Genomic DNA, 26,328 nt, shown 5'->3' with positions numbered 1-26,328 from the left:
CTGCGCCCTGCCGTGCCCTTGCCGGGCGTCGCAGGGTGCTCGGTTGACTCTACGCACCCCCGGGTGCAGTGTGTACGTATACGACGTAAATATACGTCATTTGTGCCGTTGGGCGGTGATCATGGAAGCACCGACCTCGTCCATCGAGGACCACGCCCTCCTCGGCGATCTGGAGACCGCAGCCCTGGTCGGCCGGGACGGCTCCGTCGACTGGCTCTGTCTGCCCCGCTACGACTCGCCCGCCTGCCTCGCCGCGCTGCTCGGCACCCCGGACAACGGCTTCTGGCGGCTGGCGCCCGCAGGGGCCGGCGGCGGCCCGGGCGGGCAGCGGTGCGCGCAGCGGTCGTACCGCCCCGGCACCCTGGTCCTGGACACCCTCTGGCGCACCGCCACCGGCAGTGCGCGGGTCACCGACTTCATGCTGCCGCGCTCCCGGCTGCCCTGCCTGGTCCGGCTGGTCGAGGGCCTGACCGGCGAGGTGCGGATGCGCAGCGAACTGCGGCTGAGGTTCCAGCACGGGCGTGTCGTCCCCTGGATCCGCGCCCTGGACCACTGCACCGTCGCGGTCGCCGGACCCGACGCCGTCTGGCTCGCCGCCGACGGTCCGCTGGGGGAGCCGTACCCGAAGGACGACCGCACCCGAGCGGCGCGCGCCCTGGACGGCCCCCGCCTCCCGGACACCACGGTCCTCGACCTCACCGTCCCCGCCGGGCGCCGTCTCACCCTGATGCTCGCCTGGGCGCCCTCGCATCTGCCCGAGCGGCCCCTGCCGCTGTGGCTGCCCACGGAGACCATGCTCAAGGAGACCTGCGGCTTCTGGCGCCGCTGGGCCGCCCGGTGCTCCTACGACGGGCCCTGGCGCGAGGCCGTCGTACGGTCCCTGATCACCCTCAAGGCGCTCACCTCCGCCTCCACCGGAGGCATGGTCGCCGCACCCACCGCCTCGCTGCCCGGCTGGGTCGGCGGCGCGCGCAACTGGGACCACCGCTACTGCTGGCTGCGCGACTCGGCCCGCGCCGTCCGCTGTCTGCTGCGCGGCGGACATCGCGAGGAGGCCGCCGCCTGGCTCGACTGGCTGCTGCGCGCCGTCGCCGGCGACCCCGCCGAACTCCAGGCCGTCTACGGCGTCGAGGGGCGGCGGCTGCTGCCCGAGACCGAGGCGCCCTGGCTGGCCGGTCACCGCGGCTCGCGGCCCGTCCGGTTCGGCAGCTTCGCCGCCGGACAGCTCCAGCTCGACGTCTACGGCGAGGTCCTGGCCGCCCTCCACGAGGCGCTGCGGGCCGGGATCCCGCTGCCCGGGCACGGGTGGCGGCTCGTGGAGGCGCTGATGGCGCACCTCACGACGCACTGGCGCGAACCGGACCACGGGCTGTGGCAGGTGCGCGGCCCGCGCCGCCCGTTCACCCACTCCAAGGTGATGACCTGGGTCGCCGCCGACCGCGCCTTGGCCATGGCGCGGCTGCTCGGCCGGGACGGCTCCGCCGGTCCCTGGCGGCAACTGCGGGAGGAGGTGCACCACGAGGTGTGCCGACAGGGCTGGGACCCCGGGCAGCGCTCCTTCGTCCAGTCCTACGGCGGCCACGACCTGGACGCCGCCGCCCTGCTGCTGCCCCGGCTGGGTTTCCTGCCCCCGCGCGACCCACGGGTGCTCGGCACCGTACGGGCGGCCGGGCGGGCCCTGGAGCACGGCGGCCTGGCGCACGGCGGATTCCTGCACCGCTACGCGCCCGCGCCCGGCGGCGACGGCACCGGGCCGCACCCCGTGGACGGCATGCCCGGCCAGGAGGGCGTCTTCCCCGCCTGCACCCTCTGGTACGCCGACGCACTGGCCGCCACCGGCCGCACGGCCGCGGCCAGGGAGGTCTTCGAGCAGGTCCTCGCCGTCCGCAACGACGTGGGCCTGCTGGCCGAGCAGTGGGACCCCGACACCGGCCGGCAGCTGGGCGACATCCCCTATGCGGTCAGCCATGTCGCCCTGGCCGAAACCGCGTTCGCGCTGTCAGCAGCACCATCCCGGAGTCGCCGTAGTCCGGCAGGGTCGGGTCGGAGTCGATCCGGGTCACCGTCAGTTCCTCGGTCAGCGGCGCGAACACCTCGGTGACGGCGTCCGGGTCCACCGGGCAGCCCGGCCAGCGGGAGGCGGCGCCGATCCGGTAGGTCGGCATGTTCTCCATGAACGCCGCCACCAGATGCCCGCCCGGCACCGCACAGGCCGCGAAGCGCCGGCAGAACTCGGTGAACTCGGCGAAGTCCTCCCCGGCGCCCTCGGCCACGAAGTGCATCGACGCCAGCCCGTACCGCCCGGGTGGCAGCGCCCGTACGTCGCCGTGCACCACCCGCACCCGCGCGAGCGCCGTGGGCAACGCGGGCGACAGCCGGGGGTCCAGCCGCCGGCACAGGGCATGGAAGGGCCGCCAGGCGGGGTCGGGGCCGTGCTCCAGCTGGCGGGTCAGATAGGTGACGTTCGCCGCGCCCGTCTCCACCGCCTCGATCCTCCGGCTCACGGCGGCGGCCTGGAGCAGCGGGTACAGATTGGGCCCGGCGCCGAACTCGACCGAGCGCGCCACACCGTCCGCCGGGAGGGTGCGGTAGTAGGCGGCGTGATGGGCGATGACGGCGGCGTCGCTCGGGTGCAGTTCGCGGTAGTTCTCGGCGAGGTAGTCCTCGACGGGCCAGCTGTCCCAGTCGACGTCGTCGTTGCGGATGGCGTCGTTGCGGATGGCGGGAGTGGCGGGTGCGCTCCGGGTGCCGCGCGCGTCGCGGCTCGGTACGGTCACCGTCTCAGCTCCGGTGGCGCAGGGCGCCGCGCTGGTCGAGGGCGGACAGTGTGTCGTTCAGCCGGTCCATGTCGGCGTCCGAGTTCAGCGCCGTGACCTGGACGCGGAAGCCGACCCGGTCCCGGGGGACCAGCGGGTGGGCGGCGAGGGTGACATAGATGCCCTGGTCCCACAGGAAGGTGCCGACCTTGTCCAGGTCCTCCGGGTCGGCGAGCGGGATCTCCACGATCGGCAGCTCGTCGTGGCAGGGGACGTCCAGACCGAGGCGGCCGACATGGTCGAGGAGCCGCATCGTCCTGCGGTGCAGTGAGGTGCGGATCGTGTCGCCGCGGCGGTCGTTGACGTCGAGCCCGGCCATCGTGGTGGCCAGGGAGGCGGTGGGGGAGGGGCCGGAGTAGAGATACGGGCCCGCGGCGGTCTTCAGATGGTTCTTCAGCGCCGTGGGCAGCGCGAGGAAGGCCAGCAGCGACGAGTACGCCTTGGAGAACCCGCCGACGAGCACGATGCCGTCGTACGACTCACCGGTGTGCCGTACGACGCTGTTGCCGCGCGAGCCGTAGCGGCAGGGTTCGTCCGGCCCCCGCTGGCCGATGACGCCGAAGCCGTGCGCGTCGTCGACGTAGAGCGTCGCCCCGCGGCCTCGGCAGACCGCGGCCAGGGCGGCCAGGTCGGGGACGTTGCCGGTCATGCTGTCCACGCCGTCCAGGCACACCAGCCGGGGCCCGCCGGCCGGGGTGTTGCGGAGCTGGGCGTCGAGCTCGTCGGGGCGGCCGGCGTGGCAGCGGTGCAGGGTCGCGCCCTGGCCGCGGGCGGCCACGCAGCCGTCGTAGACCGTCTTGTGCGCGGTGGCGTCGACGAAGACATGCCCGTCGCCCGCCAGGACGGGGATCACCGCCGCGTGGATCAGCGTGATCGTCGGCAGCAGCAGGGTGTCCTCGGCGCCGAGCAGATCGGTCAGCCGCTCCTCGATGTCCGGGTAGAGCTTCGGACTGCCCAGCAGCCGCGACCAGCTGGGGTGGGTGCCCCAGCGACGCACGGCGGGCTCGACCGCGGAGATCACCTCGGGGTCCCAGTCGAGGCCCAGATAGTTGCAGGACGCGAAGTCGATCAGCCAGTGGTCCCCGCTGCGGATGTGCCGCCCGCGCACCTCGTCCAGCACGGCGTCGCTCATCGGACTGACCAGCCGCAACCCCTCCAGCGTGGTGGCGTGCGCCGTCCGGTGTGGGCGTGGGTGCGGGTGCGGGTGCGGGAGCCCGGCGGCTGCCCGCTCCCCGTTCAGGGCCTTCGCCGTACCGGCGTCGTGCTGCGGGGGCCGGGCGCCCGGGGCCCGCCCCGTCATGGGCGACTCGGGGGAGGCCGCATACGCACCACCACGTTCATCCGGGCCGCGCTCCGGGCCGCCACGTTCCTGCGGGCCGCGCTCCGGGCCGCGCTCCGGGGAGCCACGTTCATCCTGGCCGCGCCCAGGGCCGCCACCTCCATCCCGGCCGCGCACCGGCTCGCCATCCGCACCCGGGCCGTGCCCCGGCCCGGCGTCCTCCGGCCGCCCGTCGGCCCGGGAGCGGCTGGTCTCGGACCGGGGGTGCTCCGGGGCGACGGTCACCAGCCGGGGTGATGCCGGCCAGGTGTCTTGCGGACGGCCGGGTTCTGGCCGGGCGTTCCGCGGGATGTCGGTCTCCGGGCGGGTGGCCGCCGACCGGATGTCTTCGGGGCCGCCGGGCTCCGGTCGGCCGGTCTGCTGCCGGAGGGCCATCGGAGGGCCGCTCTCCGTCCGGGCGGCGGTCAGCCGGGCGTCTTCGGGACCGGAGGGCTTCGGCTGAACGTTCCGCGGGGTGTCGGTCTCAGGCCGGATGGGCCTCAACCGGGCGTCCTCGGGGCGGCTGGGCCGGGGCCAGGTGGGCTCGGGAGTGTCGGTTTTCGGCCGGGTGGTCGTCAGTCGGGTGTCATCCGGGCCGTTCTCCGGTCGGTTGGTTTCCGGTTGGACGGTCGTCAGGCGGTGGGTCTCCGGATGGGTGGCGGTCAGGTGGCTGTCTTGGGGACGGCTGGTCTCCGGCCGGGTGTTCGCCGGGGTGTCGGCTCCGGGAGTGATGGTCCTCAGCGGGCCGTTGTTCGGATGGACGGGCTGGGGCCGGGCGGGTCCCGGGGTGTCTGTTGTCGGCCGGGTGGCCGTCAGTCGGGTGTCATCCGGGCCGCTGTCCGGTCCGCCGGTTTCCGGCCGGAGAGACGTCAGGCGGCTGTTCTCGGGGTGGGCGGTGGTTCCGTGGCTGTTGTCGGGACCGGTGAGCTCCGGCCGGGTGCGGGTCTCCGGCGGGACGGCCCTCAGCCGGGTGTCCTTCGGACGGCGGGTCTCCGGCAGGGTGGTCGCCGGGGTGTCCGTCTCCGTCGGGACGGCCCTCAGCCGGGTGGCCTCCGGACCGCTGAGCTCCGTCCGGGAGAGCTCGGGGCGGCCGATCCCCGGATCAGGATCAGGGGGCTCCAGCCGCCCGCCGCCCGGACCGCCGCCCACCGGCCCGAAGCCGTTCCCGTCCGGGCCCAGCAGGGCCGCCTCGCTCTGTTCGGCCGTCATCGGCCGGGCGAACAGAAAGCCCTGTCCGTAATGGCAGCCCATGGCGGTCAGCAGGTCCCGTTGGGCCGCTTGCTCGACGCCCTCGGCGATCACCTGGAGGCCGATGGTCTCGGCCATGTGCATGATGCCCTCGACCAGGGCGACCTGCCGGGAGTCGCCGGGGATGTCGTCGATGAAGGACTTGTCGATCTTCAGCACGTCCAGCGGGAACTCCCGCAGATACCGCAGCGAGGAGAACCCGGTGCCGAAGTCGTCCACCGCGATGCGCACCCCGAGGTTCTTCAACTGCCTGATCAGCCGGTCGATCTGCTCGTCCCGCTGCATGAGCACCGACTCGGTGAGCTCGAGCTGGAGCGAGCCCGGCCGCAGCCCCGGGGTGTCCAGCGCCTGGTACACCTCGTTCATGAAGCCCGCCTCGCGCCACTGCCGGCCCGAGACGTTGACACTGACGTACGGCGGCACGGCACGCGTGACGCGCTGCTGGAGCCGCGCCATGTCGGCGGTGGCGCTGCGCAGCACCCACGCTCCGAGCGGGGTGATGTGGCCGGTCTCCTCGGCGAGCGGGATGAACCGGGCGGGCGGTATCAGACCGCGGCGGGCGTGCGGCCAGCGGGCCAGTGCCTCGAAACCCACGATGTCCTCCCCGGATCCCTCGCTGATGTCGACCACGGGCTGGTAGCGCAGCGCGAACTCCTCGCGCGCGATCGCGCCGTCCAGCCGGGCGCGCAGATCGTGCCGCTCCGCCATGCGCACCCGCAGCCTCGGCTCGAACCGCCGCCACTGGAGCTTCCCCCCGGCCTTGGCCGCGTAGAGGGCAAGATCGGCGAGGGTGAGCAGTTCCTCGGCGTTCTGGCTGTCCTGAGCGGTGGCGACGCCCACGCTCGCGGTCACATTGACGTAGGTGTCGCCCAGCCGGAACGGCCGGTTGAGGCTCTGGATCACCTGCGCGGCCAGCAGCTCGGCGTCCAGGGCCTGCCGGGCGTCCTCCATGAGCACCGCGAACTCGTCGCCGCCGAGCCGCGCCGCGGTGTCGGTACGGCGCAGCGACTCCGACAGACGCTCGGAGACGGCCTTGAGGAGATGGTCGCCGACTGCATGGCCCAGCGTGTCGTTGACGATCTTGAAGTCGTCGAGGTCGATGAAGAGCAGACAGGTGAGCACGGACTCGCGCCGCCCGCGCAGCAGGGCGCGCCCGGTCCGCTCCAGCAGCAGCGTCCGGTTGGGCAGGCCGGTCAGCGGGTCGTGGAAGGCCCGCTGGGTGAGTTCGTGCTCCAGCTGCCGCTGCTCGGTGACGTCCCGCAGGGTGACGACGAGACCGCCGATCGTCTCGTCCTCCCGCAGATCGCGGCACCGCACCTCCACCTCGATGCGCTCGCCGCCGCGCAGCACCCACCAGTGGTCGTGGCTCTCCTGCCGCCCGCGCCGGCCGAGGGAGGCCAGGGTGCGGTCCACCCGGTCCCGGTCGCGCGGGTCGACCAGGGCGCGCAGCGGGGTGCCGGTGAGGGCGACGCTGCCGAAGACGGCCCGCGCGGACGGGCTGGCGTACCGTACCTCGCCGTCGTCGTCGACGATCAGGATGACGTCCGAGGCGTTGCGTACCAGGGTGCGGAAGTACGCCTCGCTCTGTCGGCGGGTGATCTCCTGGCGCAGCGCGATGCGGTCGCGCGCCAGGCTCGCGTGGGACGCCAGGATGTCCAGCGAGTCGCGCATCTCGGCCAGCATGCGCTCGGGCCCCGCCGCGAGCAGCGCGCCGGAGGGTACGGCGCCGGAGTGGTCGGACCTGCCCAGCGGGCTGATCAGGGCGGTGGGCAGAGCGCCCAGCTCGGCGCCGAGTTCGGGACCGACCCGGGTGACGGGGACGATCAGGGTGCCGGGCGGCACGGTGCCGTCCGGTCCGGTCAGATGCCGGTACAGCTCCCGGGTGGGCGTGGCCGCGAGCAGCAGGGTGCGGTGCGGCGTCTCCGGGCCGAACAGCGCGTCGACCGCCTGCTTGCAGGACCGCGTGATCTCGTCGGGGTTCACTGCGGCCACCAGGGAGGCGGTGGCGGTGCCGAGCGCCTGTTCCCGGGTGAGCGCCTTGCGGTGCGCGATGACCATGCCGGTGAGCCGGAAGATCACCAGCAGGATCAGCAGCGTGGAGAACACGGCCAGCACCGAAGCGTCGTCGACGCTGCCCTGCTCCTCCTCCAGGATCAGCATCGCCGGTGCGATCAGGGTGGCCCCGGCCAGCAGCAGAAGGCGGTGTGCCGGGGGCAGCATGGACTGCGGGCTGGGCTCGGGGCGGGTCAGGCGGACCATGTCGGGGTGCAGGGCGGCGAGGCCGTAGGCGGTGTAGAAGACGATCCAGCCCGAGTCGAGCAGTGTCCCGGCCTGCCAGCTGCCGTTGATCTGCAGGATCCCGTAGGCGATGTCGAAGCACAGCAGGGTCGCGGTGCCGAGGACGAGCAGCCGCACAGCGTGGTTGCGGCCGTAGCCGGGGCTCGGGGCAAGCAGTCTGAGCAGTATCGCCAGCACCAGGACGTCGCCCAGCGGGTAGGCGATGCTGATGGCGCGCTGCTGCCAGGTCAGGTCCCCCTCCACGGCCAGCGGCTGCACCAGGTAGATCCACACCGGCAGCGCGAGACCCGCGGTGACGATCAGCGCGTCGAGCAGGCTCGGCACGTCACGGTCCACCCAGCGGTACCGTACGAGCCCGAACAACCCGGCGGCGAACAGCGGGTACACGGCGAGATAGCAGGCGTCGGCCGGGGAGGGGAAGGGGTTGTTCGCCTGGAAGTACGCCTCCTGGAAGTTGTAATAGGCGTCGCCCGCGGTGAAGGCCAGCAGGCCGGCGGCGAGAGCCATCCAGGGCCAGGTGTGATCCGGCCGGTGCAGCCGGATCCCGGTGAGGACGGCGGCGGTGCCACCGAGGCCGATCAGGGCCCAGAGCGGGGCCCCGACGGACGGAATCACCATGTACAGGACCGTGACGATCCCGACCAGTGTGAGATAGACGGTCATGATCCGTCGGGCGGGAGACAGGTCGAGCGCCTCCTCTGTCTCCGGAGGATGCGCGGCCGGGCACGACTGCGACGGCCCGGCCTGGGCGCTTCGTCCTCCCGATCCTAGGCGCGCTCGGTACGGGCCGCATCCTGGCATGGGACCGTCAGTGCGGGAGGCACGAGACCGTCAGCGCGGGATCGCTCCGCGCGGGAACGCCCGGCAGGGGCGTCAGCAGGGGCGCTGGCAGGGGCGCTGGCAGGGGGCGGGCGGCACTTCCGCGGTCAGCACTCGAGCGGTTCGATACGGCGCGCCGAACCGGCGTAGCCGTGCGGGTTGAGGCGTGCGAACCGCCAGGCGTCCCGGCACATGGCGTCGAGGTCCCGGGTGGGCCGCCAGCCCCAGGCATGGGCCGCGGTCCCCGGGTCGGCGACCCGTGCGGAGGCGCTGCCGGGACGGCGCGGTGCGAACTCGTACGGCAGGGGCCGCCCGCAGGCGCGCGAATAGGCGGCGACCACCTCCAGCACGGAGACCCCCCGGCCGCGGCCCACGTCGACCGTGTGCAGGCCCGGCGCGTCGTCGAGGTGGTCGAGGGCGAGGCGGTACGCCTCCACCGCGTCCATCACATGGACGAAATCGCGCACCGGGGTGCCGTCCGGGGTGACGTGGTCGGCGCCGTGCACCGGCAGCTTCGGCAGCCGTCCCACGGCCACCTGGGCGAGGTAGGGCATCAGGGCGCCGGGGGCGCTGCGCGGGTCCTGGCCGAGCAGCCCGCTGGGGTGGGCCCCGGCGGGGTTGGCCAGGCGCAGGCACAGCACGGTGTACTCGGGGCGGCGGGCGCAGAGGTCGGCGAGGAGATGCTCGCAGACGGCCTGGGAGACCGTGAGGGGCGTGATGCTCCGGTCGGCGGCCGTTCCCTCACCGTCGGGACCGGCCGGATTGCCGCGCACCGCGCAGGACGACGAGTACACCAGCCGGTGCACCCCGTGCTCGTTCATGGCCCGCAGCAGCGCGGTCGTCCCGCCGACACAGGTGTCGTAGTGCTCGATCGGGCTGCGCGCCGGGAACCGTCCGGGTGGGAACCCGGCGAAGTGCACCACCGCGTCCACCATGTGCCGGTCGAAGACGGCCGACAGGGCGTGGCGGTCGCGGATGTCGAGTTCGTAGACCGTGCCGACGAACCGGCCGGCGATCCGCTCCACACGCGCGAACACCTGCGGCGAGCCGCCCGAGTAGTCGTCGACGACGATCAGCTTGTAGCCGTGGTCCAGCAGTTCGACGCAGGCGTGGCTGCCGAGGTAGCCCGCTCCGCCGGTGACGAGGAGGGTGGACGGTGCGCTCATGGTCCGGCCCTTCTGCGTTCCGGAGTGACCGAGAGACGGTGGGACGCTGGGACGGTGGGACGAGACGGGGTGTCAGAACAGGGTGTTACAGCGGGTAAAGTGTATGTTTACGACGTATATGTACGACTAGGTACGACTCTGCTCCGCCCGGCCCTGCAAGTCAAGGCCGACCGCCCGCCGCCCACCCGGGGCGGAGGTACGGCCCCACGACCTCGGCTCGATCCGCCGGACAGGCCCTAGTCTTGGATCATGCCGTCCCCGCGCCGTACCCCCCGTCAGTCCGATCTGCTGGAGCGACTGGTCGCCCTGCTGGCGGCGGAGGGGTTCGCCGGGCTCACACTGGACGACCTGGCCGAACGGCTGCACTGCTCCAAGACGACGCTCTACCAGCTGGCCCGCAGCAAGCAGGGCCTGGTCGTGGAGGCGGTCAAGCACTACTTCCGCGGGGCCACCGAGGCCGTCGAGAAGCGGGTCGCCGAGACCGCCGAGCCCTCGGACCGGGTGCGCTCGTACCTCACCGCCGTCGCGGAGCAGCTGCGGCCGCTGTCCCGGCGGTTCCTCGACGACGTGGCGGTCTTCCCGCCCGCCCGGGAGGTCTACGAGGCCAACACCCGGGCGGCCGCCGAGCGGGTGCGGCAGCTGATCGCCGAGGGGGTCTCCGGCGGGGCGTTCCGCGAGGTGCACGCGGCGTTCGTGGGCGAGGTCGCGGCGGCCACCATGCGGCAGATCCAGCAGGGGGAGCTCGGTGCGCGCACCGGGCTGACCGACGCCGAGGCGTACGACCAGCTGGCCTCCCTGATCGTGCACGCCGTGACGTCCTGACGGCACCCCGAGGGGTTTTGCGCCCCCGCCGCCCCTTCCCGTCCCGTCACGGGGGCTCCGCCCCCGTGACCCCGCTCCTCAAACGCCGGAGGGGCTGATTCTCAGGGCGGCGGGGGCGAAAACCCCACCCCGGCGACCGCCTCCGCCCCTCACCCGAATGCCACGCCCCCGACCGGAATCCGTTGCGTCCCACCCCCGTACCGTGAATGATACTCGCGTACCCCTTTCAGTATCGTCTCGCGGAGGCGCCATGCCTGCCACACGCACCCTCCCGACCGAGGAAGCCGCCGACCTGATCCAGCTGACCCGCACCCTCGCCGCCAGGGAACTCGCCCCGAAGGTCGCCGAGGCGGAAGCAGACGGCGCCTTCCCCCGCGAGGTGTTCCGCACCCTCGGCCGCAGCGGCCTGCTGGGGCTGCCCTTCGCCGAGCGGGACGGCGGCGCGGGCCAGCCCTACGAGGTCTATCTCCAGGTCCTGGAGGAGATCGCCGCCGTCTGGTCCAGCGTCGCCGTCGGCGTCTCCGTGCACGCCCTGTCCTGCCTCCCGCTCGCCCGCTTCGGCACCGACGAGCAGCGCCGCGCCTGGCTGCCGGACCTGCTCGCCGGCGAACTCCTCGGCGCCTACTGCCTGTCCGAGCCGCACGCCGGCTCCGACCCGGCCGCTCTGCGCACCCGCGCTGTCCGCGACGGTGACGACTACGTCATCAACGGCACCAAGGCCTGGGTCACGCACGGCGGCCACGCCGACTTCTACACCGTCATGGCCCGCACCTCCGACGACGGCGGCCACGGCATCTCCTGCTTCCTCGTCCCGGCCGGCACCCCCGGACTGACCGCAGACCCGCCGGAGCGGAAGATGGGCCTCACCGGCTCCGCCACCGCCACCATGCGCTTCGAGGACGTCCGGGTGCCCGCCACGCGCCGCATCGGTGCCGAGGGACAGGGCCTGAAGATCGCGTTCGCCTCCCTGGACTGCGGCCGGCTCGGCATCGCCGCCGTCGCCACCGGACTCGCCCAGGGCGCCCTCGACCACGCCGTGCGCTACGCCCGGGAGCGCGAGACCTTCGGCAAGCCGATCATCGAGCACCAGGGACTCGCGTTCGTCCTCGCCGACATGGGCGCCGCCATCGAGTCCGCCCGCGCGACGGCACTGTCCGCCGCCCGCCTCAAGGACCGGGAGCTGCCCTTCACACGGGAGGCGTCCATCGCCAAACTCGTCGCCACGGACAACGCCATGAAGGTGACCACGGACGCCGTACAGGTCCTCGGCGGGTACGGATACACGCGTGACTTCCCCGTCGAGCGCTATATGCGCGAGGCCAAGGTCATGCAGATCTTCGAAGGGACCAACCAGATCCAGCGCCTGGTCATCTCCCGGGCGCTCGACCGGAACGACGGCGGTGTGCTGACCGTCGTCGGCAAGGAGTGAGCATGCAGCTCGACAACACCGCCGCCCTCGTCACCGGCGGTGCCTCCGGCCTGGGCGCGGCCACCGCGAAGGCCCTCGCCGGGCGCGGCGCGCGGGTCTTCGCCGTCGATCTCAAGGACGCCGTCGACAAGGCGCCCGAGGTGCCCGGCGTGAGCTATGTGGCCGCCGATGTCACCGACCCCGGCCAGGTGGGCGCCGCGGTGGCGACGGCCGCCGGGTCCGGGGTGCCGCTGAGGACGGTGGTCAACTGCGCCGGGATCGGGCCGTCGATGCGGATCCTCGGCAAGAAGGGCGTGCACGACCTCGCCCTGTACGCCAAGGTCGTCCAGGTCAATCTGATCGGCACCTTCAACGTCCTCGCGCTCGCCGCCGAGGCCGTCGCCGAGACGGAGGCCGACGAGCAGGGGCAGCGCGGCGTAGTGATCAACACCGCGTCCATCGCCGCCTACGACGGCCAGGTCGGCCAGGCCGCCTACTCCTCCTCCAAAGGCGGAGTCGTCGGCCTGACCCTGCCCGCCGCCCGCGATCTGGCGCAGTACGGCATCCGGGTGTGCACCATCGCCCCCGGCATCGTCGAGACGCCGATGCTCGCCACGGTCTCCGAGGAGTTCCGCGCCTCCCTCGCCGCCGGGGTGCCCTTCCCGCAGCGTCTGGCCCGGCCCGAGGAGTACGCCGACCTGGTCCTGGCGATCGTCGGCCACGACTACCTCAACGGCGAGACCATCCGCATGGACGGCGCCCTGCGCATGGCCCCGCGCTGACCCCGTGCACGGCCCCTCGCTGACCCCGTGCACGGCCCCTCGCTGACCCCGGCCGCCGTCCCGGCCTCGGGATCTCACCGGGCCGGGGCGGCGGTGTACAGGGGAAGGCGGGGGTCGACAGGCTGATCGGGCCAGGTGCCGCGGATCCACGCGTGGTCCGGGTGGTCGCAGATCAGCCAGGCGCGGTCGGGATCCGGGCCCGCCATCACGTTGAGGTAGTACATGTGGTGGCCCGGCACCGCCATGGACGGCCCGTGCCAGCCGTCGGGGATGAGGACCACGTCGCCGGAGCGGACCTCGGCGAGCACATCGGTGTCCCGGCCCGGGCCGGACGGTGTCACCCGCTGGTAGCCGAGGCCGGGGGTGCCGTCGTGGGCGGCGAACTCGAAGTAGTAGACCTCTTCGAGGACGGACTCCTCGCCGGGCCGGTGCTCGTCGTGCTTGTGCGGCGGGAACGACGACCAGTTGCCACCGGGGGTGAGTACCTCGACGGCGATCAGCTTGTCGCACTCGAACACCCCGGCCGCGCCGAAGTTGTTGACCTGGCGCGAGCAGTTGCCGGTGCCGCGCAGCTCCACGGGCACCTCGGAGGCGGGGCCGTAACGGGCGGGCAGCCGCCGGGTGCAGCGGGCGCCGGTGAGTGCGAACCGTCCGCCCCCGGCGGAGGCGACGGTCACCCGGGCGTCGCGGGGGACGTAGGCGAAGTCGCTCACGCCGCTGAACACATCGGCGCGGCCGTGCAGTTCGAAGTCGTCCTGGCCGAAGTCGTCGGTGGCCCGCACGGTGCACGCCCCGGACAGCGGCAGCACCATCCACTCGCTCTCACCGCTGCCGAAGGTGTGCGACCCGCCGGGCGCCAGCTCCAGCACCCGCAGGGCGGAGAAGCCCCAGCCGGCCTTCTCGGGGGTGACGTCGACCGCGTAGGGGCCGTCGGCGGCCTTGCCTGCGGGCAGGTGATGAACGCTCGGGGTCATGGTGATCGTCTCCGTTTCACAGCAGGCCGACGGCCGTGTCGACCGCCTCGGCGACACCGCCCCCGGCCGGGTAGAGCAGGGAGCGGCCGACGACCATGCCCTGGACGGTGGGCAGCCGCAGGGCCTTGCGCCAGCGTTCGTATGCCCCTTCCTGGTCGCCGCCGACCTCTCCGCCGAGCAGGACCACCGGCAGGGTGGACGTCTCCAGGGCTGCGGGCATGTCGTCGGGGTCGTCGGTGACGGGCAGCTTCAGCCAGGTGTAGGCGGAGGTGCCGCCCAGGCCCGAGGCGATGGCGATCGACCGGGTGACCGCCTCTCCCGACAGGTCGTTGCGCATCCGGCCGTCGACGCGGCGCGAGATGAACGGTTCTATGAACAGCGGCAGCCGACGGGCCGCCATGGCGTCGACCGCGCGGGCGGCGGATTCCAGGGTGGTGAGGGAGCCGGGGTCGTCGTAGTCGATGCGCAGCAGCAGTTTGCCCGCGTCGAAGCGCAGGCGCTCGATGTCCCGGGCGCGGTGGCCGGTGAAGCGGTCGTCCATCTCGAACGCGGCCCCGGCGAGGCCCCCGCGGTTCATCGAGCCCATGACGACCTTGTTCTCCAGCACCCCGAGCAGCAGCAGGTCCTCAAGGATGTCGGCGGTGGCGAGCACGCCGTCGACGCCCGGCCTCGACAGGGCGACACAGAGACGTTCCAGCAGGTCGGCGCGGTTGGCCATGGCGAACTTGCGGTCGCCGACGGCGAGCGCGCCACGGGCCGGGTGGTCGGCGGCCACGATCATCAGTCGGCCGCTCGCGCCGATCATCGGGCGCCGCGCTCGGCGGGCCGCGGCCTCGGTCACGGCCTCGGGGTGCCGGGCCCGCACCGCGGGGAGATCGGGGATGCTGATGGTCAAGGGAGGCTCCATCGGTTCGGGGTGGCCGGTGGTTCGGGGGGCGGCCGGGCAGGCCGGGTGCCCGCCCGGGTGACCGCCTGTGCACTGCTGCCGGGTGTCCGCCCGCGCGCCGGTCCGGGTGTCGGCAGTCCGCAGACCGGGTGGCGGGTCAGTCAGCGGACCGGGTGGCGGGTCAGTCAGCGGACCGGGTGGCGGGTCAGTCAGCGGACCGGGTGGCGGGTCAGTCAGCGGCGCTCGTGACGTCCTCGGTACGTGCGGCGTCCTCGGCACGCGCGGTGTCTGTGACCGCTCGGGCGAGGAGGGCGTCGACCTCCCCGCGGGTCGGCATCGCGGAGGAGCAGGCGAGCCGGGAGGCGACGATGGCACCGGCCGCATTGGCGTACCTCATGATCCGCTCCAGGTCCCAGCCGGACAGCAGCCCGTGGCACAGCGAGCCGCCGAAGGCGTCGCCCGCGCCGAGGCCGTTGACCACGTCGACGGGCATCGGCGGCACCTGGGCCGAGCGGCCGTCGCGGTGCACGGCCATGACACCCGCGGGCCCCTGTTTGACGACGGCCAGCTCCACGCCCGCCGCGAGCAGCGCCTCGGCGCAGGCGCCCGGTTCGCGTACCCCGGTGGCGATCTCGCACTCGTCGAGATTGCCCACGGCGACCGTGGCGTGCCGCAGCGCCTCCGCGTAGTGGGGGCGGGCAGCGTCGGGATCACGCCAGAACATGGGGCGCCAGTCGAGGTCGAAGACGGTGATGCCGGCCTTGGCGCGGGCGTCCAGGGCGGCGAGCGTGGCGGAGCGGCTGGGCTCCTCGCTCAGACCCGTGCCGGTCATCCAGAAGATCCGGGCGGCGCGGATCGCGTCGAGGTCCAGCTCACCGGTGTGGATCTCCAGGTCGGGGGCCTTGGGACTGCGGTAGAAGTACAGCGGGAAGTCGTCCGGCGGGAAGATCTCGCAGAACGTCACTGGTGTGGGGTATTCCGCGACGGGTGTCACCCAGCGGTCGTCGACGCCGAATTCCTTGAGCGCCTGGTGCAGATAGGTGCCGAACGGGTCGTCGCCGGTGCGGGTGACGACCGCGGTGGTGCGGCCGAGGCGGGCTGCCGCGACGGCCACGTTGGTGGCCGAGCCCCCGAGGAATTTCCCGAATGTCTCGACCTGCGCCAGCGGCACGCCGGTCTGCAGCGGGTAGAGATCGACTCCGATACGGCCCATCGTGATGACGTCGAAGGGGTGGGCTGTTTCGGCCATGTGTGAAGCCTTTCGAGCTGCGGGGAATGCGAGCCGTACGGAATGCTGCGGAGCGGGACCGAGCACCGGTCCGGGGGGCCTTTCGCCCTTCAGGTGTAGGTGTCTTTCGCCTGTTGTGTCAATGTTTTGTACTTACATTCTGACCTGCTCCTGAATTAATGTCTGTACAAAGTATGGACAGCGGTTGCTTTACGGGCTTGGATCCTGAGCCGGCGCACGAGCCGGTTCCACGGCATACGATCCGGTGGTCAAGGATCACGGACTCCCCGGGATCTTCGCGAAAACAAACCGATCACTACCGATCACCACAGCCCGAAAGCAACAGTGAGGTGCAGCAAAGAATGGACCGCTCTACTCGCTCCCGCAGATTCGCCCCCATCGTGGCTGTCGCCGCCGCGGCAGCCCTGGCACTCGCGGGCTGCTCGAGCAGTTCCGGCGGCAAGAAGTCCGAAGAGAGCGGGACCAACGCCTCCGCGGGCAAGGCCACCACACCCCGGATGACCGTCGCGCTCGTGACCCACGCGTCGGCGGGTGACACCTTCTGGGACATCGTCCGCAAGGGTGCCGAGGCCGCCGCGGCGAAGGACAACATCAAGCTCGTCTACTCCCACGACCCCAACGCCGGCAACCAGGCCACCCTGGTCCAGAACGCGGTGGACCAGAAGGTCGACGGCATCGCGATAACCCTCGCCAAGCCCGACGCCCTCAAGGACGCGGTCGGCAAGGCGACCGCCGCGAAGATACCCGTCGTGGGCCTGAACTCCGGCGTGAGCGACTGGAAGAAGCTCGGCCTCACGGAGTTCTTCGGCCAGGACGAGTCCGTGGCCGGCGAGGCGTTCGGCAAGAAGCTCAACCAGGTCGGCGCCAAGCACACCGTCTGCGTCATCCACGAGCAGGGCAACGTCGGTCTGACCCAGCGCTGCGACGGTCTGAAGAAGACCTTCTCCGGCAAGACCGACATCCTCTACGTCACGGGCACCGACATGCCGTCCGTGAAGTCGACGATCACCGCCAAGCTCAAGCAGGACAAGAGCATCGACTACATCGCCACCCTCGGCGCCCCCTTCGCGCTGACCGCGGTGCAGTCCGTGGCCGACGCCGGCAGCAAGGCGAAGATCGCCACCTTCGACCTCAACAAGCAGCTCACCGGTGCCATCAAGCAGGGCACCATCGAGTTTGCCGTGGACCAGCAGCCGTACCTCCAGGGCTATCTCGCGATCGACTCACTGTGGCTCTACAAGAACAACGGCAACTACATGGGCGGTGGCGAGCAGCCGGTGCTGACCGGTCCGGCCTTCGTCGACAAGACCAACGTCGACACCGTGGCGCAGTACGCCGCGAAGGGCACCCGGTGATGACCATGACCCAGCGTGCCGAGCCGGCGGTGACCACACCGCCGGCCTCCGGCCCTGAGGAGACCGACGGCCGGACTCTCCAGCGCTCCCTCGCGCTGCGGATGCTGGCCCGCCCGGAAGTCGGCGTCTTCCTCGGCGCCGTAGCCGTGTATGTGTTCTTCCTCGTCACCGCCCCGCCGGTGCGCGAGGGCAGCTCGATGGCCAACGTCCTCTACCAGTCGTCGACCATCGGCATCATGGCCCTGCCCGTCGCCCTGCTGATGATCGGCGGCGAGTTCGACCTCTCGTCCGGTGTCGCCGTGATCAGCTCGGCGCTCACCGCGAGCATGCTGAGCTACCAGCTCACCATGAACGTCTGGATGGGCGTGATCCTCGCGCTGATCCTGTCCCTGGCGATCGGCTTCTTCAACGGCTGGATGGTCGTCAGGACCGGGCTGCCCAGCTTTCTGGTCACCCTGGCCACCTTCCTGATCCTCCAGGGCGCCAACCTCGCCGTGACCAAACTGGTCACCGACAACGTCGCCACCGACGACATCAGTGACATGGACGGGTTCGACCAGGCCAGGAAGATCTTCGCCTCGTCCTTCGACGTCTTCGGCGTCGAGGTGAAGATCACCGTCGTGTGGTGGCTGGTCTTCGCGGCCCTCGCCACCTGGGTCCTGCTGCGCACAACCTTCGGCAACTGGATCTTCGCAGTCGGAGGCAACCAGGACAGCGCCCGCGCCGTGGGCGTCCCGGTGGCCCTGACCAAGATTTCCCTGTTCATGACCGTCGGTCTGGGTGCCTGGTTCATCGGCATGCACCAGTTGTTCACGTTCAACACCGTGCAGTCCGGCGAGGGGGTCGGCCAGGAGCTGATCTACATCTCCGCCGCGGTGATCGGCGGCTGCCTGCTCACCGGCGGTGCGGGCTCGGCGATCGGGACGGTCTTCGGTGCCTTCATGTTCGGCATGGTGCAGCAGGGCATCGTCTACGCGGGCTGGAACCCCGACTGGTTCAAGGCATTCCTCGGCGTGATGCTGCTCGGCGCCGTACTGATCAATCTGTGGGTCCAGCGCGCGGCGACCCGAAGGTGACCGACATGACGAAAGCCCACACGACGAACGCCCATATGACGAACAACGAAGCCGGAACCCACGGCGCCGTCCTCCAGGACACCGCGTCCGGTGACACGGGCCAGCCGCTGGTCGAACTCCGCAACGCGGGCAAGTCCTACGGCAACATACGCGCCCTGCACGGCGTCGACCTCACCGTCCACGCGGGCAAGGTCACCTGTGTGCTCGGCGACAACGGCGCCGGCAAGTCCACCCTGATCAAGATCATCTCAGGGCTGCACCAGCACACCGAGGGCGACTTCCTCGTCGACGGCGCCCCGGTGCGCCTCTCCAGCCCCCGCGCGGCCCTCGCCAAGGGCATCGCCGCCGTCTACCAGGACCTGGCCACCGTGCCCCTGATGCCGGTGTGGCGCAACTTCTTCCTCGGCTCCGAGATGACCAAGGGCCCCTGGCCCGTGCGCCGCCTCGACATCGCCCGGATGAAGAAGACCGCGGACCGGGAACTGCGCAACATGGGCATCATCCTGGACGACCTGGAGCAGCCCCTCGGCACGCTCTCCGGCGGCCAGCGCCAGTGTGTGGCCATCGCCCGCGCCGTCTACTTCGGCGCCCGCGTCCTCATCCTCGACGAGCCCACCGCCGCGCTCGGCGTCAAGCAGTCCGGCGTGGTGCTCAAGTACGTCGCCGCCGCCCGCGACCGCGGACTCGGCGTGATCTTCATCACCCACAACCCGCACCACGCCTACCTGGTCGGCGACCACTTCAGCGTGCTGCGCCTGGGCACCCTGGAACTCTCCGCCTCCCGCGCCGAGGTCAGCCTCGAAGAACTGACCAACCACATGGCGGGCGGAGCGGAACTCGTCGCGCTCAAGCACGAGCTGGCGCAGGTGCGCGGAGTGGCCGTCGAGGACCTCCCCGAAGACGTCGAGGACCTCCCCGGAGAAGCGGAGCCCACCGCTCCCGCCGCCGACCCGACAAAGGAAGGAACCCCCTGACATGCTCCCTGCCCTGGACCGCATCCGGGTCGGCTCGGCCCCAGACTCCTGGGGAGTCTGGTTCCCCGACGACCCGCAGCAGGTGCCCTGGGAACGCTTCCTCGACGAGGTCGCCGAGGCCGGCTACTCCTGGATCGAGCTGGGCCCCTACGGCTATCTGCCGACCGACCCCGCCCGGCTGACCGACGAGATCGGCCAGCGGGGCCTACGGGTCTCCGCGGGCACCGTGTTCACCGGTCTGCACCGCGGCCCGGCGGTCTGGGAGTCCACCTGGGAGCACGTCGCCCAGGTCGCCGAGCTGACCAGGGCGATGGGCGCGGGGCACCTGGTGGTGATCCCCTCCTTCTGGCGCGACGACAAGACCGCCGAGATCATCGAGCCGCCGGAGCTCACCACCGAGCAGTGGACCCACCTCAGCCAGGGCATGGAGCAGCTCGGCCGCGAGGTGCAGGACACGTACGGCCTGGACATCGTCGTCCACCCGCACGCCGACACCCACATCGACACCGAGACCCACGTCGAGCGCTTCCTCGACTCGACCGACCCCGAACTGGTCGGCCTGTGCCTCGACACCGGGCACTACGCCTACTGCGGCGGCGACAGCGTCAAGCTGATCGAGACCTACGGCGAACGCATCGGCTATCTGCACCTCAAGCAGGTCGACCCGGAGATCCTCGCGGAGGTCGTCAAGAACGAGGTCCCCTTCGGCCCCGCGGTCCAGCGCGGCGTGATGTGCGAACCCCCGACCGGTGTCCCGGACCTCGGCCCGGTCCTGACCGCGGCCCAGAACCTGGGTGTGGACCTGTTCGCCATCGTGGAGCAGGACATGTACCCCTGCGCCCCGGACAAACCCCTCCCGATCGCGGTACGCACCCGCAGGTTCCTCCGCTCCTGCGGAGCGTGACGGGACCGGCGACCACCCGGAACGAGCGGGCGCGGCAACGACGCCGCGCCCCCGTCCCCGGGCAGGCCGCCCGGATGCTCGCGAACCCCGCGTCCGTCCTGCCCGTGCTGTCGGCCACCGACCACCGGCCGTCGGCCACCGACCACCGACCACCGACCGCCCGCCGTCGACCCGGCGCCGGGCCGCCCGGAGCGGCCGTGTGCGGTCCCGAGTCCTGGTCCCCGGGCCGGTCAGCGGCGCGTTCGCCCGGATGCCGCGCTACAGTCGGCGGCGTACGCGCAGAGGCGAGGGAAGGGCGCGCCGGGCGCTGTCGCTCCCGCCGCCCGAAGGGGAGCAGCCGATGACCACACCAAGGGACCTGTTCGTCGTCGCCCTGGACGTGCCGTCGGGCCAGCCCGTGGCTCCCGGCGACCTGTCGCTCGCCCTCGCGGGCGCCGAACTGATCGACCTCCTGCGCCTCGAGGCCGCCGTCCTCGACGGCGAACGCATCGTGCCGGGCCTTGCGCCCCAGGTGCCGGACGCGATGCTGGCCGAAGCCATCGCGTCGCTCAGGCCGCAGGTGCCCCACGAGACGGTGGAGGACTGGCTGTGGCGCCGCGGTCGCGGCCTGTCGGTGGCGTACCGCGACGCTTTCGAGGCCGAGGGACTGCTCACCCTGCGCCGCCGCCGCTGGCTGCCCGCCTGGACCGGCCAGACCGCCCTGGTCGACTCACCCACCCGTGAACGCGCCACGCACCGCTGGGCCTGCGAGGACCCGGTCCTCGCCGCCCTCGCCACGGCCGCCGGGTTCTCCGACCGTCCCGCCGCCGACCTGCGCGACGTCACCGACGAGGCCGTGGCCACCGTACTGGCCGCGGTCGACGACGCGGTCACCGAACTCGTCGGCGTACGCCACCGCAAGTCCATCGAGGACGCCGCCTTCTCCAACGTCTGGCGCGGAGCCTGACCGGACAGCCGGAGGGGACGGGCCGAGGGTCCCGTCCCCGTCGAGCGCCACCGTCGAGGTGCTCAGGCGCCGCGCACCTCTGCCAGCGGCACCGCCCGGTGCTCCTGGAGGGACAACGTGCACGCCTCCGCGATCCAGCCCGCCTCCAGGGCGTCGGCGATCGTGCACGGCGAGGGCCGGGTGCCCGCGACGACCTCGGTGAACGCCGTCAGCTCGGCCCGGTAGGCCTCGGTGAAGCGGTCCATGAAGAAGTCGTGCGGGGTACCCGCCGGGAAGGTCACACCCGGCTCCACCGAGCGCAGCGGCAGCTTGTCGTCCAGGCCGACCGCGATGGAGTCCGTGAAGCCGTGCAGCTCCAGGCGGACGTCGTAGCCCCGGGCGTTGTGGCGGCTGTTGGACACCACCGCGATCGTGCCGTCGTCCAGCGTGAGGATCGCGCCGGTGGTGTCGGCGTCGCCCGCCTCCTTGATGTAGTCGGCGCCCCGGTTGCCGCCCACGGCGTACACCTCGGTCACCTCGCGCCCGGTCACCCAGCGGAGGATGTCGAAGTCGTGGACCGAGCAGTCCCGGAAGATACCGCCCGAGGAGGCGACGTACGCGGCCGGCGGCGGCGCCGGGTCCAGGGTCGTCGCACGGACCGTGTGAAGCTTGCCGAGCTCACCGCTCAGCACGGCGTCCCGCGCGGCGACGAAGCCGACGTCGAAACGGCGCTGGTAGCCGATCTGGATCGGCACGTCGCTGCCCTGCACGGCCTTGAGGACCGCCACCCCTTCGGCCATGGCACGTGCTACGGGCTTCTCGCAGAAGACGGGGATCCCCGCCTCCACACCGGCCAGGATCAGGGCCGGATGGGCGTCCGTGGCCGCACCGATGACGAGGGCGTCCACCCCTGCGGCCAGTACCCCCTCCGGTGAGTCCGCGATCTCGGCGCCGAACCGCTCCGCGGCGGCCTTGGCCGCGTCCGCGAACGGGTCGGCCACGACGAGGGACTCGACGACGTCCAGTCCGGACAGGGTCTCGGCGTGGACGGCGCCGATACGGCCGAGGCCGAGGATTCCGATACGCATGGGATGCGGCTCCTTGGTGCGGTGCAGTGCGTTGCAGTTCGGTGTGGTGCTGGTGCTGGTGCTGGTGCTGGTGCTGGTGCTGTGTGGTGCGACGTGTGTGGTGCGGCGTCTTACGGCTCGGCCGTCACGTCCCCTCCGGTCGGACCCACGTCCCGCTCTCGGCGGACCGTGCCATCGCGTCCAGGACGGCGGCCGCGTTCACGGCGTCCGCGAGCGTGGCCCCGTACGGGGTGCCCTCGGCGACGGAACGCAGGAAGCGGTACGCCTCGATCACCTTGAGATCGTCGTAGCCCATGGCGTTGGCCGCGCCCGGCTGGAACGCGGCGTACTCGCCGGCGCCGGGCCCGACGTACACCGTGCTGACGGGCTGGTCCTGGTACGCCGTGCCGCGGCTGACGCCCAGCTCGCCCATCCGGCGGAAGTCCCAGAGCACCGCGCCCCTGGTGCCGTGCACCTCGAAGCCGTAGTTGTTCTGCTCGCCGACCGACACCCGGCACGCCTCCAGGACGCCCCGCGCGCCGGAGGCGAACCGCAGCAGACAGCCGACGTAGTCCTCGTTCTCGACCGGGCCAATCTCGCCGCCGGCGGCCCGGGCGTGGCCCGCGGTCGCGCCCGTCGGACGCGCCCGCTCCGGCAGGAAGACCGCGGTGTCGGCGGCCAGCGACACGATGTCGCCCAGCAGATACCGGGCGAGGTCGGCGCCGTGCGAGGCCAGGTCGCCCAGCACCCCTCTGCCGCCCCGGGCCCGCTCGTACCGCCAGGTCAGGGCGGACTCGGGATGGGCGGCGTAGTCGCTGAACAGCCGCACGCGGACATGGGTGACCGTGCCGATCTCCCCGGAGGCGATCAGCTCGCGGGCGGCTTCGACGGCGGGCGCGTTGCGGTAGTTGAAGCCGACCGCGCCCTGCACACCCGCCTTGCCGACCGCGTCGGCGACGGCCCGGGCGTCCGCGGCGGTCAGACCCACCGGCTTCTCGATCCAGATGTGCTTGCCCGCCTCGGCCATGGCCACGCCGATCTCACGGTGCAGGAAGTTGGGCGCCGCGATGCTGACGGCCTGGACACGCGGATCGGCGGCCACCTCGCGCCAGTCGCGGGTCGTGGACGCGAACCCGTACCGCTCCGCCGCCTCCTCCGCGCGCCCCGGCACCTCCTCGGCCACCGTCACCAGGTGCGGCCGCAGGCCCAGCCCGGGGAAGTGGTGCGCGACGCGCGTGTACGCCTGGGTGTGCACCCGGCCCATCCAGCCGAATCCGACGACGGCGACACCGAGTGTCTCCACCATGAACAGCCCCTCAGCGGCTCGTGCGGAATGGTCATGACTGGTGGTGAAAGGTTGCGAAGAGTCGTAAAAGATTGCAAATCGCTGCGAATGGCTGTGAATGATCGCGGGCCGATTTGGACCGGTCCACTACCCATCTGAACTTCCACCCAGGCCACCCTGGGTGCGGTTCCCTTCCCTGTCAAGTCTGTGGGGCGGCTCCGGCCGCCCCCTTCTCGATCTCCGTTGACAAGCCCGGATCCGCATGGAACGGTCCAATCATGAGACCGCCTACGATCCGTGACGTGGCCGACCGGGCCGGAGTGTCCAAGTCGCTGGTCTCGCTCGTGCTGCGCGGCTCCGGCCAGGTGCGCGCCGAGAAGCGGGAGGCCGTCCTGCGGGCGGTCCGGGAGCTCGGCTACCGGCCCAACGCGGCCGCCCGCACCCTCAGCGAGCAGCGCACCCTCCCGCAACCTTCCGGCCCCGTCCAGGCCGGCGGGACCCCCATGATCGGCGTCCTCCTCAACGACCTGCGCAACCCCTGGTTCGTCGAACTCCTCGACGGACTGAACTCCCTGCTGCACGACAACGGCCTGCACATGCTGCTCGCCGACGCCCGCCTCAACCGCCGCATCGGCCACGACCTCACCGGCCCCTTCCTGGACCTCCGGGCCGATGGCCTCGTCGTGGTCGGCACCCTGCCCGACCCTGCCGCCCTCGGTGCCGTCGCCGAACGCATCCCGGTCGTCGTCGCCGGGGCCAGGGAGCCCGCGCCGCCCGGTGTGGACACCGTCGCAGGCGACGACGAGCACGGCGCCCGCCTGGTCACCGAGCACCTCATCGGGCTCGGCCACCGCCGTATCGCGCACATCGCGGGCTACGGCGCCGTCGGCGAGCTGCGCCGCCGCAGCTTCGAGGCGACGATGCGCGCGCACGGGCTGGCCGCCGGGGCGCAGGCCGAGCCCAGCGACATGACCGAGGAGGGCGGCTACCGCGCCACCGTACGGCTGCTCAGCCGCCCCGACCGGCCCACGGCGCTGTTCGCCGTCAACGACATCGCCGGCGTCGGCGCCCTGTCGGCGGCCGAGGAACTGGGCCTGAGGGTGCCCTACGACGTGTCGGTCGCCGGGTACGACAACACCAGCATCTCCAGGCTGCGGCACGTGTGGCTGACCACCGTCGACGCAGCGGGACACGAGGTCGGGCGCCGCGCCGCCCGCTGCCTCCTCGACCGCCTCGAAGCGCCCGGGGGAGCGGGGCAGGTACGACTGGCGGTACCGACCCTGGAGATCCGCGGGACGACGGCACCGCCACCCTAGGGCCAGTCCGGCGGATCATGCCGGAGATGCGGGGGCCGGCACGCACATCTGCGGCGTTGTCGTCGGTCGCCGATGCTCCGCATCGACTCTCTCCTCCGCCTTGCAGCTGCACGCACCAGCCCCCGCTCGCCCGGATTGACGGTGCCGTCGGGTTTACTCCGACTTGATCCGCCGGACAGGCCCAGACATAACGGCCGACCCTGGCTGGCGGCACCGCCCGCCCCGGGTGATCGTGGCCCCATGACGGATGATCACGGGCGCCCGGTGGAGCGCCCGGCGGCCGTCCCCCCGCGGCACCCGCACGACACACGCGAGTTGATCCTGTTCGGCGGGGTCTACGGCGCCGTCCTGGCCAGCTCGATGATCGCGGCGCTCAGCCAGTACGGCTACACCTCACCGGCCCGCCGCGGCTACGACGCCGTATGGGTGCTGGTCACGGCCATGGCCTCGGCCCTCGCACACGGCTACGCCCACTACATCGCCGAGCGCGGACCGCACCGCCGCTGGGACGTGCTGCGCGCCATGGCCGACGAGTGGCCGCTGGTGGCCGCCGTGCTGCCGACGGTGCTGGTGCTGGCCGGGGCGTACTGGGGCTGGTGGTCCGCGAGCGGGGTGGAGTACCCGGCGTTCGTGATGAACATCGTGCTGCTGTTCGGGCTCGGTGTGATCACCGCCCGCTGGTCCGGGCGCGGCTGGGTGGCCGCCGGACTGATCGGGGTCGTGGACGCGCTGCTCGGGGTGGTCGTCGTGGTGGTGAACGCGCTCATCAAGTGAGCGGCGTCAGGTGACCGGCGTCGAGTGCGCCGCGGCTGACGGTGTCAGGTGAGCAGCGGCCCCGGTGCGCTCCACTGCGGGGCACGCACCCCGTCGAGGGCGATGTTCAGGACGCGGTCGCGCTGGGCGTCGTCCTCGAAGACCGTCGCGGTGATCCCGGCGACCATGCGCACCAGATCGCCGAAGTCCATGTCCTCGCGGGCCTCACCGGCCTCCTGCGCCCGCTCGAACAGCGGGCCGCCGGCGGCGTACATCGACTCCCGGCACGCCTGGAAGATGTCCGACGAGTCGTCGAGGGCCTCGCGCACGGCGCGCTTGGTGACCATGTAGTCGCTGAACCGGCGCAGCCACGCCGTCAGCGCCTCCCACGGCTCCAGCACCGCGACCTCGACAGCCACCCGGCACAGTGCGTTGACCTCGTCCGCGTAGACGCTCTCGAAGAGATCGCGGCGGGTCGGGAAGTTGCGGTAGAGCGTGCCGATGCCGACGCCCGCGCGGCGGGCGATGTCCTCCAGCGACGCCTCCGCACCGTGCTCCGCGAAGGCCTCGCGGGCGGCGTCGAGGAGGGCGTCGTAGTTGCGGGCGGCGTCCTTGCGATGGGGGCGCCGGGCCGCGGCGATCTCGGCGACGGGGAACGTCTGGGCCGTCACTGGGTGCCTCCCGGGATGGTACGGGGTTGAACCGGAGGTACTCCTCCGCTACAGTGGAGGGGTACCTCCACTTTATCAGCGTGAGGTCGATACGCCACGGGCAGACGTGTCCGCAGGCCTGTCCACAGGTCTCTCCGCAGACCCTCCCCCGCCGCTGACCTCAGTCCTTTCTCACATTCTCCCTCTGCGTTCTCCCGTTCTCCCTCCGCGCTCAGA

The 26,328-nt window shown here is 72.1% G+C and carries 19 protein-coding genes and 1 pseudogene; 11 read left to right on the top strand and 9 right to left on the bottom strand.

Going from position 1 to position 26,328, the window contains the following annotated elements:
* Positions 1 to 121 precede the first annotated feature (121 nt).
* Positions 122 to 2,101: a glycoside hydrolase family 15 protein gene (locus tag ACSYGN_RS05810; protein WP_460392522.1), complete on the top strand. Its 1,980-nt coding sequence runs from the start codon at positions 122 to 124 to the stop codon at positions 2,099 to 2,101.
* Here the strand turns inward: ACSYGN_RS05810 and ACSYGN_RS05805 are convergent.
* The 3 genes and pseudogenes from ACSYGN_RS05805 to galE form a co-directional block, all read right to left on the bottom strand.
* A pseudogene (locus tag ACSYGN_RS05805) lies at positions 1,986 to 2,705 on the bottom strand (class I SAM-dependent methyltransferase); the annotation flags it as partial. The gene ACSYGN_RS05810 and the pseudogene ACSYGN_RS05805 overlap by 116 nt on opposite strands.
* 76 nt (positions 2,706 to 2,781) lie before the next feature.
* The gene (locus ACSYGN_RS05800; RefSeq protein WP_460392520.1) at positions 2,782 to 8,343 is read right to left on the bottom strand and encodes an aminotransferase class I/II-fold pyridoxal phosphate-dependent enzyme; all 5,562 of its coding nucleotides are present in this window, start codon (positions 8,341 to 8,343) and stop codon (positions 2,782 to 2,784) included.
* A 263-nt stretch (positions 8,344 to 8,606) separates the two neighbouring features.
* A complete protein-coding gene (gene galE / locus ACSYGN_RS05795) occupies positions 8,607 to 9,665 on the bottom strand; it encodes a UDP-glucose 4-epimerase GalE (RefSeq protein WP_460392518.1) in 1,059 nt (352 codons plus the stop codon).
* A gap of 249 nt (positions 9,666 to 9,914) precedes the next feature.
* On the opposite strand from galE, the gene ACSYGN_RS05790 reads away from it, so the two are divergent.
* The 3 genes from ACSYGN_RS05790 to ACSYGN_RS05780 all read left to right on the top strand — a co-directional run bounded on the left by ACSYGN_RS05790 (position 9,915) and on the right by ACSYGN_RS05780 (position 12,677).
* Positions 9,915 to 10,487, top strand: coding sequence for a TetR/AcrR family transcriptional regulator (locus ACSYGN_RS05790; RefSeq protein WP_460392516.1), 573 nt, complete (start codon positions 9,915 to 9,917; stop codon positions 10,485 to 10,487).
* Positions 10,488 to 10,737: 250 nt separating this feature from the next.
* Positions 10,738 to 11,916: an acyl-CoA dehydrogenase family protein gene (locus ACSYGN_RS05785; protein WP_460392514.1), complete on the top strand. Its 1,179-nt coding sequence runs from the start codon at positions 10,738 to 10,740 to the stop codon at positions 11,914 to 11,916.
* A 2-nt stretch (positions 11,917 to 11,918) separates the two neighbouring features.
* Entirely contained in the window at positions 11,919 to 12,677 is a 759-nt protein-coding gene (locus tag ACSYGN_RS05780; RefSeq protein WP_460392512.1) for an SDR family NAD(P)-dependent oxidoreductase, read from the top strand.
* Positions 12,678 to 12,751: 74 nt separating this feature from the next.
* On the opposite strand, the gene iolB is transcribed toward ACSYGN_RS05780, so the two are convergent.
* The 3 genes from iolB to iolC form a co-directional block, all read right to left on the bottom strand.
* Positions 12,752 to 13,651, bottom strand: coding sequence for a 5-deoxy-glucuronate isomerase (gene iolB / locus ACSYGN_RS05775; protein ID WP_460392510.1), 900 nt, complete (start codon positions 13,649 to 13,651; stop codon positions 12,752 to 12,754).
* 16 nt (positions 13,652 to 13,667) lie between these two features.
* Positions 13,668 to 14,546: a Cgl0159 family (beta/alpha)8-fold protein gene (locus ACSYGN_RS05770; RefSeq protein WP_460392508.1), complete on the bottom strand. Its 879-nt coding sequence runs from the start codon at positions 14,544 to 14,546 to the stop codon at positions 13,668 to 13,670.
* 220 nt (positions 14,547 to 14,766) lie between these two features.
* Positions 14,767 to 15,786, bottom strand: a complete 1,020-nt coding sequence (iolC, locus tag ACSYGN_RS05765; RefSeq protein WP_460392506.1) for a 5-dehydro-2-deoxygluconokinase — start codon at positions 15,784 to 15,786, stop codon at positions 14,767 to 14,769.
* Positions 15,787 to 16,127: 341 nt separating this feature from the next.
* On the opposite strand from iolC, the gene ACSYGN_RS05760 reads away from it, so the two are divergent.
* The 5 genes from ACSYGN_RS05760 (at position 16,128) to ACSYGN_RS05740 (ending at position 21,041) form a co-directional block, all read left to right on the top strand.
* Positions 16,128 to 17,141, top strand: coding sequence for a sugar ABC transporter substrate-binding protein (locus tag ACSYGN_RS05760; RefSeq protein WP_460392504.1), 1,014 nt, complete (start codon positions 16,128 to 16,130; stop codon positions 17,139 to 17,141).
* Entirely contained in the window at positions 17,141 to 18,217 is a 1,077-nt protein-coding gene (locus ACSYGN_RS05755; RefSeq protein WP_460392502.1) for an ABC transporter permease, read from the top strand. Before ACSYGN_RS05760 ends, ACSYGN_RS05755 begins: the two co-directional genes overlap by 1 nt.
* Before the next feature lie 5 nt (positions 18,218 to 18,222).
* On the top strand, positions 18,223 to 19,191 hold the full coding sequence (locus ACSYGN_RS05750) for an ATP-binding cassette domain-containing protein (protein WP_460392500.1): 969 nt from the start codon (positions 18,223 to 18,225) through the stop codon (positions 19,189 to 19,191).
* 1 nt (position 19,192) lies between these two features.
* A complete protein-coding gene (locus ACSYGN_RS05745) occupies positions 19,193 to 20,095 on the top strand; it encodes a sugar phosphate isomerase/epimerase family protein (RefSeq protein ID WP_460392498.1) in 903 nt (300 codons plus the stop codon).
* A gap of 340 nt (positions 20,096 to 20,435) precedes the next feature.
* A complete protein-coding gene (locus ACSYGN_RS05740) occupies positions 20,436 to 21,041 on the top strand; it encodes a GPP34 family phosphoprotein (RefSeq protein ID WP_460392495.1) in 606 nt (201 codons plus the stop codon).
* 62 nt (positions 21,042 to 21,103) lie between these two features.
* On the opposite strand, the gene ACSYGN_RS05735 is transcribed toward ACSYGN_RS05740, so the two are convergent.
* Complete coding sequence (locus ACSYGN_RS05735; RefSeq protein WP_460392493.1) at positions 21,104 to 22,108, bottom strand: Gfo/Idh/MocA family protein; 1,005 nt, start codon at positions 22,106 to 22,108, stop codon at positions 21,104 to 21,106.
* 124 nt (positions 22,109 to 22,232) lie between these two features.
* A complete protein-coding gene (locus ACSYGN_RS05730; protein ID WP_460392491.1) occupies positions 22,233 to 23,393 on the bottom strand; it encodes a Gfo/Idh/MocA family protein in 1,161 nt (386 codons plus the stop codon).
* Between the two features lie 257 nt (positions 23,394 to 23,650).
* Here ACSYGN_RS05730 and ACSYGN_RS05725 point away from each other — a divergent pair, with 257 nt between their 5' ends.
* Positions 23,651 to 24,688: a LacI family DNA-binding transcriptional regulator gene (locus tag ACSYGN_RS05725; protein ID WP_460392489.1), complete on the top strand. Its 1,038-nt coding sequence runs from the start codon at positions 23,651 to 23,653 to the stop codon at positions 24,686 to 24,688.
* Between the two features lie 240 nt (positions 24,689 to 24,928).
* Positions 24,929 to 25,462, top strand: a complete 534-nt coding sequence (locus ACSYGN_RS05720; RefSeq protein ID WP_460392487.1) for a hypothetical protein — start codon at positions 24,929 to 24,931, stop codon at positions 25,460 to 25,462.
* 44 nt (positions 25,463 to 25,506) lie between these two features.
* Here ACSYGN_RS05720 and ACSYGN_RS05715 read toward each other — a convergent pair whose 3' ends face one another.
* Positions 25,507 to 26,112 carry a TetR/AcrR family transcriptional regulator gene (locus tag ACSYGN_RS05715; RefSeq protein ID WP_460392485.1) on the bottom strand — a complete coding sequence of 202 codons (606 nt, stop codon included), beginning with the start codon at positions 26,110 to 26,112 and terminating at the stop codon, positions 25,507 to 25,509.
* Positions 26,113 to 26,328: the final 216 nt, after the last annotated feature.

It is taken from the genome of Streptomyces sp. YIM S03343, assembly GCF_054729195.1.
Note: the sequence above shows the minus strand (reverse complement) of the source record. Positions and strands in the feature narration are given on the sequence as shown.

Bases quoted from the DNA above. Each gene is read 5' to 3' on its own strand.
- ACSYGN_RS05810 (WP_460392522.1), top strand. From the start codon at position 122: ATGGAAGCACCGACCTCGTCCATCGAGGACCACGCCCTCCTCGGCGAT.
- galE (WP_460392518.1), bottom strand. From the start codon at position 9,665: ATGAGCGCACCGTCCACCCTCCTCGTCACCGGCGGAGCGGGCTACCTC.
- ACSYGN_RS05800 (WP_460392520.1), bottom strand. From the start codon at position 8,343: ATGACCGTCTATCTCACACTGGTCGGGATCGTCACGGTCCTGTACATG.
- ACSYGN_RS05785 (WP_460392514.1), top strand. From the start codon at position 10,738: ATGCCTGCCACACGCACCCTCCCGACCGAGGAAGCCGCCGACCTGATC.
- ACSYGN_RS05780 (WP_460392512.1), top strand. From the start codon at position 11,919: ATGCAGCTCGACAACACCGCCGCCCTCGTCACCGGCGGTGCCTCCGGC.
- iolB (WP_460392510.1), bottom strand. From the start codon at position 13,651: ATGACCCCGAGCGTTCATCACCTGCCCGCAGGCAAGGCCGCCGACGGC.
- ACSYGN_RS05735 (WP_460392493.1), bottom strand. From the start codon at position 22,108: ATGCGTATCGGAATCCTCGGCCTCGGCCGTATCGGCGCCGTCCACGCC.
- ACSYGN_RS05720 (WP_460392487.1), top strand. From the start codon at position 24,929: ATGACGGATGATCACGGGCGCCCGGTGGAGCGCCCGGCGGCCGTCCCC.
- ACSYGN_RS05725 (WP_460392489.1), top strand. From the start codon at position 23,651: ATGAGACCGCCTACGATCCGTGACGTGGCCGACCGGGCCGGAGTGTCC.
- iolC (WP_460392506.1), bottom strand. From the start codon at position 15,786: ATGGCCGAAACAGCCCACCCCTTCGACGTCATCACGATGGGCCGTATC.
- ACSYGN_RS05755 (WP_460392502.1), top strand. From the start codon at position 17,141: ATGACCATGACCCAGCGTGCCGAGCCGGCGGTGACCACACCGCCGGCC.
- ACSYGN_RS05730 (WP_460392491.1), bottom strand. From the start codon at position 23,393: ATGGTGGAGACACTCGGTGTCGCCGTCGTCGGATTCGGCTGGATGGGC.
- ACSYGN_RS05750 (WP_460392500.1), top strand. From the start codon at position 18,223: ATGACGAAAGCCCACACGACGAACGCCCATATGACGAACAACGAAGCC.
- ACSYGN_RS05745 (WP_460392498.1), top strand. From the start codon at position 19,193: ATGCTCCCTGCCCTGGACCGCATCCGGGTCGGCTCGGCCCCAGACTCC.
- ACSYGN_RS05760 (WP_460392504.1), top strand. From the start codon at position 16,128: ATGGACCGCTCTACTCGCTCCCGCAGATTCGCCCCCATCGTGGCTGTC.
- ACSYGN_RS05790 (WP_460392516.1), top strand. From the start codon at position 9,915: ATGCCGTCCCCGCGCCGTACCCCCCGTCAGTCCGATCTGCTGGAGCGA.
- ACSYGN_RS05740 (WP_460392495.1), top strand. From the start codon at position 20,436: ATGACCACACCAAGGGACCTGTTCGTCGTCGCCCTGGACGTGCCGTCG.